General features: G+C 67.6%; 14 protein-coding genes and 1 pseudogene. 4 read left to right on the top strand and 11 right to left on the bottom strand.

The genetic code is table 11. The features are described 5' to 3' along the window. Positions 1-127 precede the first annotated feature (127 nt). Genes ACFWUU_RS06555 through tyrS form a run of 3 tightly spaced genes read right to left on the bottom strand, consistent with a single transcriptional unit; the run spans position 128 to position 3,329 of the window. Positions 128-949: an NAD(P)H-binding protein gene (locus tag ACFWUU_RS06555; protein WP_380173285.1), complete on the bottom strand. Its 822-nt coding sequence runs from the start codon at positions 947-949 to the stop codon at positions 128-130. Positions 950-952: 3 nt separating this feature from the next. After that, complete coding sequence (locus ACFWUU_RS06550) at positions 953-2,131, bottom strand: phosphotransferase (protein WP_380173282.1); 1,179 nt, start codon at positions 2,129-2,131, stop codon at positions 953-955. A gap of 4 nt (positions 2,132-2,135) precedes the next feature. Next, a complete protein-coding gene (gene tyrS / locus ACFWUU_RS06545; RefSeq protein ID WP_380173279.1) occupies positions 2,136-3,329 on the bottom strand; it encodes a tyrosine--tRNA ligase in 1,194 nt (397 codons plus the stop codon). A gap of 200 nt (positions 3,330-3,529) precedes the next feature. Between tyrS and idi the strand changes: the two genes are divergently transcribed. Beyond that, a complete protein-coding gene (idi, locus tag ACFWUU_RS06540; protein WP_137253311.1) occupies positions 3,530-4,087 on the top strand; it encodes an isopentenyl-diphosphate Delta-isomerase in 558 nt (185 codons plus the stop codon). Here idi and ACFWUU_RS06535 read toward each other — a convergent pair. Then, entirely contained in the window at positions 4,064-4,936 is an 873-nt protein-coding gene (locus ACFWUU_RS06535; RefSeq protein WP_380173277.1) for an NAD(P)/FAD-dependent oxidoreductase, read from the bottom strand. The genes idi and ACFWUU_RS06535 overlap by 24 nt on opposite strands. Before the next feature lie 80 nt (positions 4,937-5,016). Here ACFWUU_RS06535 and ACFWUU_RS06530 point away from each other — a divergent pair, with 80 nt between their 5' ends. Further along, entirely contained in the window at positions 5,017-5,925 is a 909-nt protein-coding gene (locus ACFWUU_RS06530; protein ID WP_380173275.1) for a GNAT family N-acetyltransferase, read from the top strand. Here ACFWUU_RS06530 and ACFWUU_RS06525 read toward each other — a convergent pair. The 7 genes and pseudogenes from ACFWUU_RS06525 to ACFWUU_RS06495 form a co-directional block, all read right to left on the bottom strand. Next, complete coding sequence (locus tag ACFWUU_RS06525) at positions 5,890-6,591, bottom strand: ketopantoate reductase C-terminal domain-containing protein (protein ID WP_380173273.1); 702 nt, start codon at positions 6,589-6,591, stop codon at positions 5,890-5,892. The two genes, ACFWUU_RS06530 and ACFWUU_RS06525, sit on opposite strands and share 36 nt — an antisense overlap. 85 nt (positions 6,592-6,676) lie before the next feature. Further along, positions 6,677-6,883 (bottom strand): annotated as a pseudogene (locus ACFWUU_RS06520) (2-dehydropantoate 2-reductase N-terminal domain-containing protein); the annotation flags it as partial. 137 nt (positions 6,884-7,020) lie between these two features. Continuing rightward, positions 7,021-7,980: an ABC transporter permease gene (locus ACFWUU_RS06515; RefSeq protein WP_137253315.1), complete on the bottom strand. Its 960-nt coding sequence runs from the start codon at positions 7,978-7,980 to the stop codon at positions 7,021-7,023. 3 nt (positions 7,981-7,983) lie between these two features. Continuing rightward, positions 7,984-8,910 (bottom strand): ABC transporter permease, encoded by a 927-nt coding sequence (locus ACFWUU_RS06510; protein WP_137253316.1) that lies wholly within the window; start codon positions 8,908-8,910, stop codon positions 7,984-7,986. Continuing rightward, entirely contained in the window at positions 8,907-9,923 is a 1,017-nt protein-coding gene (locus ACFWUU_RS06505; RefSeq protein WP_380173271.1) for an ABC transporter ATP-binding protein, read from the bottom strand. The genes ACFWUU_RS06510 and ACFWUU_RS06505 overlap by 4 nt, the downstream gene beginning before the upstream one ends. A 76-nt stretch (positions 9,924-9,999) precedes the next feature. Continuing rightward, positions 10,000-10,980, bottom strand: a complete 981-nt coding sequence (locus tag ACFWUU_RS06500; protein WP_137253318.1) for an ABC transporter ATP-binding protein — start codon at positions 10,978-10,980, stop codon at positions 10,000-10,002. Between the two features lie 6 nt (positions 10,981-10,986). Beyond that, positions 10,987-12,780, bottom strand: coding sequence for an ABC transporter substrate-binding protein (locus ACFWUU_RS06495; protein ID WP_380173269.1), 1,794 nt, complete (start codon positions 12,778-12,780; stop codon positions 10,987-10,989). Positions 12,781-12,946: 166 nt separating this feature from the next. Between ACFWUU_RS06495 and ACFWUU_RS06490 the strand changes: the two genes are divergently transcribed. Both ACFWUU_RS06490 and ACFWUU_RS06485 read left to right on the top strand, forming a co-directional pair. Continuing rightward, positions 12,947-13,630, top strand: a complete 684-nt coding sequence (locus tag ACFWUU_RS06490; RefSeq protein ID WP_137253320.1) for a response regulator transcription factor — start codon at positions 12,947-12,949, stop codon at positions 13,628-13,630. Positions 13,631-13,632: 2 nt separating this feature from the next. Then, positions 13,633-15,042 (top strand): ATP-binding protein, encoded by a 1,410-nt coding sequence (locus ACFWUU_RS06485; RefSeq protein ID WP_380173267.1) that lies wholly within the window; start codon positions 13,633-13,635, stop codon positions 15,040-15,042. Positions 15,043-15,152: the final 110 nt, after the last annotated feature.

Here is a 15,152-nt window from a genome sequence, read left to right as displayed (position 1 = left end):
TACGCCCGGGGGTGGGTGGGGCGGCGCGGAGCACGGCGACGAAGGAGCCGCGCGTAGCACCGCGAGGGCTGGCCGCAGTACCGCGGTGGGCTGTCCGCAGTACCACCCGCGCGGGCTGATCGAAGTACTAGGCGAAGAGTCCGGCGTTTTCCTGGACCCAGGTTTGGAGGGTGCGGGGTGTTCGGCCGGTGACCTCGGTGACTGTGTTGTTGACGGTGGTTTCGTCGATGGTTCCGTCGGCGAAGAAGGACTCGATGGCGGCTGCGTACGGCGCCGGCATCGACGCGAGCAGCGCATCATGCGTCTCGGACCGGCTCATCGGGTACGCCGTCAACCCTCGCCCGATGCCCTCGCCGAGGATTGCCACCTGCTCCACGGGAGTCAGCGCCACCGGCCCGGTCAGCCGCAGTACCTCGCCATCCGACGAGCCCTGCAAAGCCGCCACCGCAACATCCGCGATGTCGCGCGGATGGATCGTCGACACCGGTACGTCGGGGAACTGCACCCGTACCTCGTCACCCGCCTTGAGCTGGTCCAGCCAGCGCAAGGTGTTCGACATGAAGGAGTTCGGGCGCAGAAAAGTCCAATCCAACGACGTCGCCCGGACCGCTTCCTCCGTCGCATGGTGGTACGCCGCGACCGCGTTCGTCAGCTCTCCGTCGAGGGAGCTGCTCGAAAGCACCACAACCTTCCGAACCCCTGCATTTACTGCATTCGTGAGCAATTCCTCGAGCCGGTCGTACCCGCTCAGCAGGAAGATCCCCGTGACGCCGGTGAGCGCGTCCACGAAGGTGTCCGGCCGGTTGAGGTCGCCGAAGACAGGCTCGATCCCGTCCGGCAGCGCCCTCTCGGAGCGGATCAGCGCGCGGGCCGGGATGCCCTTTTCTGCCAGCGATTGCACGACGGCGCCGCCGGCGTTTCCAGTAGCGCCCGTAATCAGGATCGTCACCGCTCAACCCTGACACATGCGCAGGGCCGCACGCAGACAAATGCCCGGGTCGTCCTCGTGGTAGATCCGTTCGTCGGGCTCGATGTTGTCGAGGAAGCGCTGGTACATCAGCGCGTACGTCAGCGGCCCCAACACACTCATCGGCTGCAGCGCCCGCACCGGCTCGCACCCCGGGAGCTCTCGCCGCCAAGCTGCTGACCACACCTCGCCCCCATGCGAGCGTTTCGACTCCGGCAGGAAGTCGAGCAGCCGCCTGATATCGGTCGCCGGATGACCCACGAACGTGTCGGCCCAGTCGACGATCACCCGCTGCGTACCGTCCGACCGCCAGTTCCCGGGATGGAAGTCACCGTTCACCAAGGTGATCGGCAACCCTGCCGACTCGAGCTCATCGACGATTGCGGGCAGCCGATCGACCAGGTCCACCAAACTGCGCACTTCCTCGTCGGACAATGCAACCCGCGGAATCAGAGCGGCAACCTCATCGGCCAGAGAAGCCGGCAGCAATCGAGGCGCGTCGAGCTCGTCGGCCTCCGCGGCGAGCGCGGCCTGCGCGCCGACCCATCGGCTCACGACGCTCTCGACAGACGGCCGGTCCGGCTCCCAGCAGTCCGTCCCCGGCGCATGAGCGAGCAACGACCAACGGTCCTCACGCGACGTTGCAAGGACGGCGGGCGCCAGCGTCTCGTCGTACCGCCGCACATGCTCGATGATGTCCGCGTCAACACTCCCGAACCGACTCGTCGCCTTGGCCCAAGCATCCGGAAACCGAGCCAGACACGAGAGATTCCAGGTCTTCACCTGCACACCGTCACCCGGTCCGAGAACGCTCTGAGCCCACGCAATCAACCGCGACGGCCCACCGACCTCGGCCCAACTCGCCCGCAGCGGTTCGGCCGCGACGATCGAATCCCAATCAGCCAACGGCGTCTCATCCAGTACGCCGGAACGCACCTCGCCCAACGCCTCCACGTGATACACAGCCCGCCCGCCGCGTCCGATCTCCGCCTCGTCCGCATGCACCAGCCGCAGTACGACGGTCCGAACCCCGAGCAGCTCCTCGAGCCGACGGTTGATCGCCTCGACCTCAGACCACCACCCCGGCTCCACGTCGAACGCCGGCGCCCGGCCGACGTACCGGGCGCCAACGCTGACCAAGGCCTCAACCGTCTTGAATTCCACCGGCCTACTGTCGCGTGATCCGGTGCCAAGTGCGAGCACCCGACTTCAGGACGACCTCGCCGCGAAGGTCGACGGTCGCAGCCGGATCATCCGTCCGTACGCCGTTGATCGTGACCGCGCCCTGCCGCATCAGTCGACGCAGGTCGGAGTTGCTGTCATCCGGCCGAACCGCACGCAACAGGTCAAAAGCTGTCTCGACCTCGGAACCCACAACAACGCCAGGCATCTCAGCAGGCTGACCGCGATCCGAGAACGTCTGCCGGAACGCCGCCAACTCAGCGCGAGCCACCCCCGCCCCGTGGTACCGCGTGACCACCGCCGCGGCCAGCCGGAGCTTGGCGTCACGCGCCACCGGACCACCCGAGGTCGCCGAGTCCGCGAGAGCGGCAACCGTGTCGAGCGGCAGCTCGGTGTAGACCCGCGCGTACGGCTCGACCAGTTCGTCCGGGATGCTCATCAGCTTCCCGAACTTGTCCCGCGGGCTGTCCGTCAGCCCGATGTAGTTGTTCAGCGACTTGGATTGCTTGGCCCGACCATCAATACCCGGCGTGATCGTCGTCGTGATCACGACCTGCGGCGGCGCCCCCAGCCGCTGCTGGAAGTGCCGCCCCAGCTGCTCGTTGAACAGCTGGTCCGACCCGACGATGGTCAGGTCGCTCTGCATCGCAAAGCTGTCGTATCCCTGCAGCACCGGGTAGACCAGCTCGTGTACGGCGATCTCCCGCCCGGCCGCGACCCGTTCGCGGAACATGTCGCGGCTCATCAACTGCGCCTGGGTGACCTGTGCGAGCAGGCCCAGCAGTTCGGCCACGGGCATCCCGTCGTACCACTCGGAGTTCCGCCGTACCTCGAACACTTCGGGATCGGTGCGGAGGACAAGGGACACCTGCTCCAGGAACGACGCCGCGTTCGCATCGATCTGGGCAGGCGTGAGGACGGGCCGGGTCTCGGAGCGGCCGGTCGGGTCGCCGACGCGGGTGGTGAGGTCGCCGAGCAGGAACACGACCCGGTGCCCGAGGTCCTGCAGTTGCCGCATCATCCACAGATTGACCGCGTGGCCGAGATGCAGGTCCGGCGCGGTGCAGTCGACGCCGTACTTGATCCGCAACGGGCGCCCGGAATCCAGCCGCTCGCGCAGGTCGTCGGCGCCGATGACGGTATCGGTGGTACGGCGTAATCGCTCGATCACAGCGTTCATGAGGTTCCTCTCAGGACGAGGCACCCGGCCAGTGCCTCCGGCAACGGAAAGAGGCAGGAACCGGACGGTTCCTGCCTCGGAGGCTCTGGGTGGAGCGAGTGCGGGTACTACCGAATACCGGCTCCTCCCAGAGCCGGTCGATATGCCACGCGTCGCTTGATCACGGGCTCAGATTAGCAGACCCCTCTAAGCTCAGGGGCGTGAGTGACGAGCGGGTAGTGCTGGTGGACGAGGGCGGGCACGCGATCGGGACCGAGGCGAAGGCAACGGTCCACCATGCGTCGACCCCGTTGCATCTCGCGTTCTCCAGCTACGTGATCGACGCGGCCGGCCGGGTGCTGCTGACCCAGCGCGCGTTCGAGAAGCCGACCTGGCCGGGTGTCTGGACCAATAGTTGCTGCGGGCACCCACTTCCGGACGAGCCGGTCGAGCACGCGGTACGGCGACGGCTGGCCGACGAGCTCGGGATCGTCGTGGACTCGGTGGAGCTCGTGCTGCCCGAGTTCCGGTACCGCGCCGAGATGCCGACCGGGATCGTCGAGAACGAGATCTGCCCGGTCTACCGGGTGTGGTGGACCGGCGACCCCACGCCGAACCCGGCCGAGGTCGCGGCGTACCGCTGGGTCGAATGGCATGAACTGCGAGACGTCCCTGACCTGTCGCCCTGGTGCCTCCTGCAACTGGACGTGCTCAGCACACCGCCGGTCGACTGGCCGATCGCCGACCCGACCCGGCTACCACCCGCCGCCCAGGTCTAGCTCCAGAAGATCGTTGTGTACGGCGACAGCCGCCGTACTCGCATGACCCGCCGCCCCGATCGCGAGCAGCGCCGGCGCCGCCGTCGTACCGACCGCATAGACGCCGGGCACTGTCGTACGCCCGCCCTCGTCCGCCACGACCGCGCCATCCGCGACCTGACACCCCAGCTGCTCGGCGAGATCGCTCTGCTGATGCTGCCGCACCACGACGAACAACCGCGCCGGCGCAAGCACCTCTCCGCTCTCCAGCTCCACCCGAGGCGCAGTCACCTTCGCAACTCGCTCGGTCCGGACCTTCACCCCCGCGACGGCCAACCGATCCTGCTGGGCGTCCGAGAGCTCATCCCCGTCAGTGCACAGCACGACATCCTCGCTCCACCGGCTGAGCAACAAGGCTCGAGCAACCGACCGATCCGGCGCGCCGCGCATCCCCAGTTGGACCAGCGGCTGATCCCGGACCTCCCAGCCGTGGCAGTGCGGGCACGCGACGACTGACCGGCCCCACCCGTCAGCCACTCCCGGCACATCCGGCAGCTCGTCCCGCAACCCGGTCGCGAGCACGATGGCCCGAACCGACACGCCGTCGACCACGAATCCGTCGTCGTCAACAGTCACGTCCTCGACCCGCGCGTCCCGGAACTCGACGCCGTACGCCGCGACCTGTCGTCGCCCCGCGGCGAGCAACTCGCCCGGCGCCGGATCCTCGGCGCCCAGGTAGTTGTGCACGTGCTCAGCCGGCCGGTTCCGCGGCTGCCCGTCGTCGAACACGACCACCTGCCGTCGCGCCCGTCCCAGCGTCAACGCCGCCTGCAACCCGGCCAGGCTCCCACCGATCACCGCTACATCCATGTGATCAATATACGAGAAGATTCGTCTCATACTCTAAAATTGGCGAGCGGTGAGATGACCACAGGTCGCCTAATGGGCGAATGATCGAGATCCGGCCGGTGACGACGGACGCGGACTACGAGGCCTGGCGTCAGGTGCGTATCGCCGTCCTCCCGCATGAGCGGTGCCCGAGTGTGGCCGAGCTGCGCGAGTTGGAGACGCCCGAGCGCCTGCTGGTTCTGGCCGAGCTGGACGGCGAGGTCGTCGCCAACGGGCTCGCGGACAGGTCCGACGAGGCCGGGCGTGGATTCGTGTCACCACGAGTTCGGCCCGAGGCTCGCCAGCGCGGGGTCGGCACGAAGCTGCTCGAGGCGCTCGCGGATCACGCCGGTGCGTTGGGCTATGAGGTCGTCGGATCAGGGGTCGAGGACGAGGGGTCGTTCGCGTTCGCCCAGCGGTTCGGCTTCGTCGAGACCGGGCGTCAGGTCGAGCAGGTACGCCCGATCGGCGACGAACCGTGGCCGGCGCGACCGACGGAGTACGACATCGTGGCCGTTTCGGAGCGGCCGGAGTTGTGGGCGACGGCGTACACGCAGGTCGCGCTGCCGACGTTCCCGGACATGGACACCCCGACGCCGCTCGTCGTGTCGGTGGAGGAGTGGGCGACCGAGTGGATCAACGACCCGGCGGCGATGTTCATGGCCGTGGTCGGTGATGACGTGATCGGGGTGGCGGGGTTGATGCTCGACACCGACAAGCCGGAGCGGGCCGAGGTTGCCTACACCGCCGTACGCCGGGATTGGCGCGGGAAGGCGGTCGCGTCGACGTTGAAGCGGACGAGCATGGCGTGGGCGGCCGAGCATGGGATCACCGAGGTCTACACGTGGACCCAGCAAGGCAATGCGAATATGCGCCGGCTCAACGAGCACCTCGGCTTCAGCTACGGCGCCGTGAGCATCAACGTCCGCGCGAACCTACCGCTGGAGTTCCCGGAGCAGCTCAGCTCCTGACCAGGCCCGGCGGTCGGTCTCGGCTGCCCGGATCAGCTCGACCAGCTTCGCGTTGACCGGCGCGGGCCTGCCGAGCGACTCCGCGAGCCGGACGACCTCGCCGTTCAGGTAGTCGATCTCGGTCGGCCGTCCGGCCTCCAGGTCCTCCCACATCGAGGTCCGCGCGAGCGGATCGATCGCCAGCATCTTCGACGCGAGCCGGCGGAAGAGGAAGTCGGGCAGCCGAAGGATCGTCGGGAAGCGCCGCATCGGAACCGCGAGCAACTGCGCCGGCTCGACCCCGGCAGCAGTCAGAATCCCGAGCGTCTCAGCCTGAGCCGCTGCGAGACATCGGCGGTACGCGCGCTGCGACAACTCGTCGCGCAACGGCAAGTTGGACAGCGCGTTGATCGGGTTGTTCAAGTTCAGCAGCAGCTTCGCCCACTGCACTGGCAGGATGTCGTCGTGCTGCCTCAGCGGCAGCCCCGCCCACTGGAACGCCTCGACATACGGCGCCAAGGCCGCATCCCGTTGCACGTCGAGCGCCCCCTCGGTGCCCTGGTGAAACACCCCGGCGCCACGATTCAGCACATTGAACGGAACCATCCCCGGCACGACCACCTGCTCGGTCAACCGCGACCGCAGCAGCTCCCCATTGCGTACGCCGTTCTGGAAACTCACCACCACAGCGCCAGGCTTCAACACCCGGCGCCAACTCGGCCGCCGCGCCCTCGGTGGCGGCCGACTTCACCGTCACCAGCACCAGATCAGCCCCGGCCGCGGCATCAGGCGTCGTCTCGAAGTCGACCTCAGCCACGCGGAGATCCGCGCCCAGATAGTCGGTCAGGTGCAACCCGTGCGATGCCACCTCGTCGGCCATCCGCGGCCTGCCGACGAACGTCACCGCGGTCCCGGACGCCGCGAGCCGGCCGCCGACATAACAACCGATACCGCCGGCGCCGTACACAACGATCTTCATGGGGACAACGTACCTAGGGACAGGAGGTGTGCCCTGTGGTTCCGCCTGGCGCCCGCCCAAGACCGCCAGGTAGAGCCCACACCTCCTGTCCTTCGGTTACCACCCCAGGGCGAAACCCGACCAAGGAACCCCGGGAGCTAATGCAGTCGCACGCGCGGATCCAGTACGGCGTACCCGATGTCCACCAGGATGTTCGCCACCACGACCGCCGCCGAGGCGAACAACACGATGCCGATGATCACCGGCAGGTCCTGCTGGTTGATCGCGACCACGGCGGTCTGACCGAGCCCGGGCAGGCTGAACACGGTCTCGATGACCACCACACCGCCGATCAGCTGACCCAGGTCGATGCCGAACTGCGTGACCACCGGCGTCAGCGCACTCCGTAGACCGTGGACCACGACCACCCGGCTCTCCCGGATGCCCTTCGACCGTGCGGTCCGGATGTAGTCCTCGCCGAGGACGTCCAGCATCGAACCGCGGGTCAACCGGGTATACGTTGCCGCCAGCAACAAGGCTAGCGCGATCCACGGCAGTACCAGGTGCTGGAACCACGGCCCGACGCCGCCGGCGATCGGCGAGTAGCCGCCGGCCGGGAACCAGTTGAACCCTGCGAGGGTGAGGCGGAAGTACAGGAAGTACAACAGCAACAGCCCGAGCAGGAACGACGGGAACGAGTAGAAGAACAGCGAGAACAACGTCAGCCCGCGGTCCGCCACGGACCGTGGATGCGTCGCCGAGATCACGCCGTTGAACACGCCCAGCAGCAACCACAGCACGGCCGCACCGAGCGCCAGCGACACCGTGATCGGCAGCGCCTGCGCGATGATCTTGGTCACCGGCACCTGGTGGTAGTAGTCGTAGCCGAGATTGCCCTTCACTGCGTTGCCGAGGAAGTGCAGGTACTGCTTCCAGACCGGCAGATCGAGACCGAGGCGGTGCTTGATCAGCGCGATCGTCTCCGGCGTCGCCTGCCGGCCGGCCAGCGTCTGCGCAACGTTGCTCGGAGCAACGAAGAACAGGCCGAACACCGCGATGCTGATCAGCCACAGGACCAGGATCCCGTGACCGATCCGGCGAATCAGGAACATGGCCATGGTTCAGGTCCGATCTGCGCGCGGGTCGAAGGCGTCCCGGACGCCGTCACCGAACAGGTTGAAGGCGAGCGTCGTGATCAGCAGCGCCAGACCGGGGAACAGGATGAACCACCACGCGGTCGTGTAGTAGTTCTGCGACGCGCTGATCATCCCGCCCCAGTCCGCCGTTGGCGGCGGCAGACCGAGCCCGAGGAACGACAACGTCGCCTGCGTGACGATCACGACCGGGATCAGCAGCGTGGTGTAGACGATCACCGGCGCCATCACGTTCGGCAGTACGTCGACGAACATGATCCGGCCGTCACCCGCCCCGAGCGAGCGGGCCGCTTCGACGAACTCACGCTCCCGCAACGACAGCACCTGCCCGCGCACGATCCGGGCCACCGACGCCCAACTGAAACAGCCGATGACCAGTACCGTGACGGTCAGACTGGGACCCGTCACCGACACCAGCGCGATCGCCACCAGCAGGAACGGAACCGACAGTACGACGTCGATCAGCCGGGCCAGGATGGTGTCGGTGATCCCCCCGAGGAACCCCGCAGCCAGTCCCAGCACGACTCCGATGACGACCGTGATCGCAGTCGCGATCACGCCGACGAGCAGCGAGACGCGAGCGCCGTACGCGATCCGGACCAGGATGTCCCGGCCGAGATCGTCGGTCCCGAGCCAGAACGTCCCGTTCGGTCCGCGCGGCAGACCGTCCGGCGTCAGCCCGATGTCGCGGTACTGTTCGTTCGGCGGATGCCCGGTGATCGCCGTGAACACCGGCGCGAAGATCGCCATCAGCACGATCAGCAGGATCACGACGAGCGAGATCATCGCCACCTTGTCCTTGCGCAACCGGTGCACGGCAAGGACGAACGGACTCCGGCCCTCGATCGCCTTCGGCTCGTCGAGGACGTCAACCATCTCGATGGCAGCGGTCATGATGCCTTCAGATCAGGTACGGCGGTGGACAGGTCCTCGCCCACCGTCAACGGGTAGAAGCACGCGGTGCGGTGTTGCCAGGAGTCGTCGAGGACGGACTCCAGCGGCGGTTCCCCGGCCGCGCAGTCCAACCGCGCCTTCGGGCACCGCGTGTGGAACCTGCACCCCTCCGGCGGGTTCGTCGCGGAAGGGATGTCGCCCCCGAGGATGATCTGCTCGCGGCTGTCCGCCGTGTCCGGATCCGCCACCGGCAACGCCGACAGCAACGCACGCGTGTAGGGATGTCTGGTCTGGCTGAACAGCTCATCCGTCGGCGCCAGCTCGACGATCTTGCCCAGGTACATCACCGCGATCCGGTCGCTCACGTGCCGGACCACGGACAGGTCGTGCGAGATGAACACGTACGTCAGGTCGAACTCCTGCTGCAGATCCGCGAGCAGGTTGATGATCTGCGCCTGGATCGACACGTCCAGTGCCGACACGGGCTCGTCGCAGATCACCAGCTTCGGCCGCAGCGCGAGTGCCCGGGCTACGCCGATCCGTTGCCGTTGGCCACCACTGAACTCGGCCGGGAACCGGTTGTAGTGCTCGGGGTTGAGCCCGACCAGCTCCATCAGTTCCTGGACCTTCTTCTTCCGTTCATTGCCCGAGGCAATGTTGTGGATCGCGAACGGGTCGCCGATGATCGAACCGACCCGGCGGCGCGGGTTCAGCGAGCCGTACGGGTCCTGGAAGATGACCTGTACGTCGCGCCGCAGCGGCCGCATCGCCTTGCGGGTGAGCTTAGTGATGTCCTTGCCCTCGAACGTCACCGTGCCCGATGTCACGTCGTACAGATGGGCCATGCAGCGCGCCAGCGTGGACTTGCCGCAGCCGGTCTCGCCGACCAGGCCGAGGGTCTCGCCCTTGTGCACCTCGAGCGATACGCCGGCGACTGCCTGGACCACTTCTTTGGAATGCGTGGGGAAGTCCTTGCGGACGTCCTCCACCTTCAGCAGCACATCCGTACTCATCCACGTCCTCGCTTCGCTCCGGGCGCGGATGAGGCTCCGAGCGTGCTGTGTTGTTTGATGAACTCGCTGCGCTCGTTCATGAAGCGATCGCCTCGCTGTTCTCGTGCGGCAGCCAGCAGGCCGACTGGTGCCGCGGATCGCGGGCGACGTCGACGAGCGGCGGTGCCTCGGTGCGGCACTTGTCGAACACGTGCGGACAACGGGCCGCGAACGGGCAGCCCTTGGGCAGACTGATCAGGCTCGGCGGCGTCCCCGGGATCGGGGTCAGCCGGTCACCGCTGCGGGCCGGCAACGACGCCAGCAGGCCCTGGGTGTACGGATGATGGTTGCGGTAGAAGATGTCCCGCCGCGGCGCCCGTTCCATCACCGCGCCGGCGTACATCACCACGACCTCGTCGGCCATCTCGGCCACCACACCGAGGTCGTGCGTGATCAGGATGATCGCCGTACCGAACTGCTCCTGCAGCCGGCGCATCACGTTCAGCACCTGGGCCTGCACGGTCACGTCGAGCGCGGTGGTCGGCTCGTCCGCGATCAGCAGGGCCGGGTCGAGCGCCATCGCCATGGCGATCATCACCCGCTGCCGCATCCCGCCGGAGAACTGGTGCGGATAGTCGTCGATCCGCTCCGCGGCCCGCGGGATGCCGACCAGGGTCAGCAGCTCGGCGGCCCGTTTCCGGGCGCTCTGCTTACTGATCTCGTGGTCGTGCGCCCGGATCATCTCCACGATCTGCCAACCGATCCGGTACTGCGGATGCAAGCTGGACAACGGATCCTGGAAGATCATCCCGATCTGGTCGCCCCGCAGCCGGCGCAACGTCGATTGGTCCGCCGTGATCAGGTCGGTCCCGTCGAAGAACGCCGTACCGGACACGGTCGCGCCGCGGGTGAGGCCGGTGATGGTCTGGGTGGAGACGCTCTTGCCGGACCCCGACTCGCCCACAACGGCGAGCGTCTGGCCGGCTTCGACGTCGTACGACAGGCCCCGGACGGCGCGGACGGTGCCGTCCGGGGTGTCGAAGGAGACCCGAAGATCCCTTACTTCAAGCAGAGCCATGAGGTCTTAGCCGCCCTGCTTGTCTTTGGACAGCCAGACGTTCGTCGGATCGTAGTTCTGCATCGACGGGACGTAGACGGCGTTGTGCACCTGCTCGGCGTGGTAGTTCGCCTGCTTGTTGCTGGTGAGCGGGTAGAACGCGGCCTGGTCCATCACCCGGGCGTCGGCCTTGGCCCACAGGTCGGCGGCCTGGTCGTCGGTCGGTGCGGCGATCGCCTGCTTGATCATCGTGTTGGTCTCCGGGTCGTTGTAGAGCCCGAAGTTGCTGCCGACCGGCGGGAACGACGGCTCACCGGAGAACAGCGGGTTGAAGAACGACAACGCCGCGTTGCCGTACCAGTCGGCGCCCCAGCCGGCCAGCGACAGGTCCCAGACGCCGCGCTGGGCGACGGTCGGTACTTGCAGGTACTTCACGTAGAAGTCCGCGTTCGGCGACGGTACGCCGACGACGGTGATACCGACCTTGGACAGGTCCTGCTGGATCGTCTGGAAGGACTTGCTGCTGCCCTCGGTCGCGTTCCGGTACAGGAACTTCAGCGTCAGGTGCGGGAACCCGGCCTCGGCGAGCATCTGCTTGGCCTTGTCGGGGTTGTACGGGTACGGATCGATCTGCTTCGAGCCGAGGATCACGTCCGGCAGCACGTGGGTCAGCGGCGGGTTCAGCGTCTTGCCGCCGAGCACCTGCAGGATGTGGTCGCGGTTGATCGCGAAGCTGATCGCCTGCCGCACCTTCGGGTTCTGCAACGCCTTGTTGTTGTTCGGCGAGGCGGTGTTGTAGATCACGTACGGGTTCGAGCTGGAGGTGTCACCGATGTTCAGCTTCGGGTCCTTCTTGGCCTGCAGGGCAGGCAGCTGGGACGGCGGCGGGGCGACGTCCCACTCCATGTCGGCCGACGGCGTACCGGTCTGCAACTGCTGCTGGACCGAGTCCTGCGTGACGGTCTCGTTGACGACGATCTTGTCGACGTACGCCTTCCGGACCGGGTCGGTGGCCGCGTCCCAGGCGGGGTTGCGGGAGTACGAGATCGACTTGGTCGGAACCCAGGAGTCGACCTTGTACGGTCCGTCGGACGGGAAGTGGTTGCCGAGCTCGGTGCTGGCCGGCAGGTAGTTGAGCGACTCGACCGGAGCCGGGGAGAAGGCCGTCAGCGTCAGCATGCCGGTGAAGTACGCGGCCGGCTGGTTGAGGTGGAAGACGACCGTGGTCGCGTCCTTGGCCTCCACGCCCGGGAGCGGCGTCTTGTCGATGTAGTCCTTGATCCCGGCGATCGTCTTCGGTGCCTTCGCGAACCCGTCGGCGAACGCCTTGTAGCCGACGATCAGATCGGCGAAGTCCGGGATGCCGCCGAACGGCTGGACCGGGTTCGCGGTGCGCTTTACGCCGAGGACCATGTCGGCCGCGGTCACCTGACGCTCCGGCGACGTGTTCCACTTCGCGCCGGGCCGGATCTTGATCGTGTACGTCTTGCCGTCCTTGCTCACGCCGCCGTTCGCGACGGTCGGGAGGTCGGTGGCCAGGTCGGCGACCGGCGTGGTGTTCTTGCCACCTGGATCCGCGGGGTAGGTGAACAGCTGCCTGCTCCACATCCGCAGGTTCTGGTAACCCACCGCGTAGTAGCTCAGGTTGGGATCCATGTAGTCGACGTCGCCGGCCCCGAGCATGTTCAGGGTGCCGCCGGTGACCGGGGTCGCGGCGGTGCCTCCGGATCCGGATACTGTGCCGCCGCCGTTGCTACAAGCCGCGAGCACGATGCTCGCGGCGGCGGCAAGGGATACTGCCGCCAGCCGTCTTCTGGCCATTGGTCCTCCTCCGGGACTCGATAGCGCCGAAGTTAGGACTTCCGGGCCCAACCGGAACCGCGGTCACGGAACCGTCAAACAGATGTCAATCGCGGCCCGCCCGAACATGACGGATTCATGACAGCCGTAACCGCCATTGCGCCCGTCCGTGAGCGACACTGGGTCCGTGGCACACAGCTTGCTGCTGGTCGATGACGAGCCGAGGATCAGGCGGGTACTGCGGCTTGCCCTGGAGGACGAGGGCTACGAGGTGGCCGAGGCAGCCAACGGGTACGACGCCCTGGCCGCCCTGCGCCGGGAGCCGCCGGACGTGGTGCTGCTGGACCTGATGCTGCCCGACCGGGACGGATTCACCGTCTGCCGGGAGATCCGGCGGTCCAGCGACGTACCCGTGATCATGGTGACCGCGCGGACCGACAGCCACGACGTGGTCGCCGGGCTGGAGGCGGGTGCGGACGACTACGTGACCAAGCCGCTGGTCGCGAAGGAGCTGTCGGCGCGGATCCGGGCGCTGCTGCGACGGGTCGAGCCGTCCAACGCGCGGCAGGCCGAGCTGGTCGAGGTCGGTGACCTGCGCATCGACGTACCGGGTGCCGAGGTGACGCGGGACGGCCAGACGCTGCCGCTGACCCGGACCGAGTTCAAGCTGCTGGCCGAGCTGGCCGGTGCCGAGGGCAAGGTGCTCAGCCGCGAGCAGTTGCTGTCGAAGGTCTGGGGCTACGGGTACTTCGGTGACAGCCGGATCGTCGACGTCCACATCCGCCGGCTCCGGCTGAAGATCGAGCGCGACCCGGCCAGCCCGAAGCATCTCGTCACCGCCCGCGGCCTGGGCTACCGACTGGTGAGCTGACCTTGCTGGGACGGTTCAGCCTGCGGAATCGCGTCATGCTGGCGTACGGGCTGCTGGCGCTCGTGCTGTCGACCGTCCTGGCGGTGGTGACGTGGAGCGTGGTCTCGGACTACCTCACCCAGCAGCGCGACGAGTCGGCGGAGTCGGTGACCTCGGACAACGCCGCGGCCCTGCGGTACGGGCTCTTCGGCGCGCCGCAGCCGTGCGTCCCGGCCCGGGAACGGGCCGACTGCTCCGGTCTGACCCTGCAGCCGGGCGTTCAGGTGCTGCAGGTCCTGCGGACGTTGCCCTCCACGGACGCCGCCGCCTCGATGGCGTACGTCGACGACGAGTGGTACTCGCTGACCGGGAGACCCTCCGACCTGCCGCCCGACCTGATCCGGACCGCGCTCGGCGGCAACACCGTGCACCGGCGGATCGAGGTCAGCGGGCAGCCCGTACTGGCGGTCGGCGTACCGATGGGAAGGCCGGACGAGGCGTACTTCGAGTGGCATCCGCTGACGGCGCTGGACAACACGCTGCTGAAGCTGAAGCTCACGCTGATCGCGGCGGCGATCGCGACCGCGCTGGTCGGGCTCGCGGTCGGGCGGCTGGCGAGCACGCTGGCGCTGCGACCGCTGGCCGAGCTGAACCGGGTCGCGGACGCGGTCGCGCGCGGGAAGCTGGACGCGCGGCTGCTGGCCGAGCAGGACCGGGATCTCGGTGGGCTGGCGCGGTCGTTCAACCAGACGGCCTCGGCTCTGGAACGTCGGGTGGCCGCGGATGCGCGGTTCGCGGGCGATGTGAGTCATGAGCTGCGTACGCCGCTGATGACGATGCTGAACTCGATGCAGCTGATCCAGAACCACCGGGCCGAGCTGCCGGCCGCCGTACGTGAGCCGGTCGAGCTGCTCGGTGACGATCTGGATCGCTTCCGCCGGTTGGTGATCGACCTGCTGGAGATCTCGCGCGACGACGGCGGTGACCGGGGGAGCCGGGAGATCGTCCGGATCGCTGATCTGGTCCGGGCTGCGGCCGATGGGACCGCCGGGCGCGAGGTGACCACGGTGGAGCCCGAAGCCGAAGGGCTGACGTTGCAGGCCGACAAGCGTCGTCTCGAGCGGGTGATCGCGAACCTGGTCGAGAACGCCGAGGACCACGCCGGCGGGTGCAAGGGCGTCGGCGTCGAGGCCGGCGGTCTGGGCGTCATCATCACCGTCGACGACGCGGGTCCCGGTATCGCCGCCGAGGACCGCACCCGCATCTTCGAACGCTTCGGCCGCGGCGAAACCTCCGGCCGCGGCCGCGGCGTAGGCCTGGGCCTCGCCATCGTCGCCCGCCACGTCCAATGGCACCACGGCACCATCCAAGTAACCACCCGCCCCGGCGGCGGCGCCCGCTTCATAGTCGAACTCCCCGCGAAAACCAGCTGACGGTTCTTCGGCCCCCAGATACTCTGGACCCATGGCTACCTCCCTCTGTGTCTAGCTGGCGCACTCCATCTGACAGGTGAAGTGCGTCTACTAGTAATCACGGAGAGTAA

Origin of the sequence: Kribbella sp. NPDC058693, assembly GCF_042715335.1 — a bacterium.
Taxonomy (GTDB): Bacteria; Actinomycetota; Actinomycetes; order Propionibacteriales; family Kribbellaceae; genus Kribbella; species Kribbella jiaozuonensis.
Note: the sequence above shows the minus strand (reverse complement) of the source record. Positions and strands in the feature narration are given on the sequence as shown.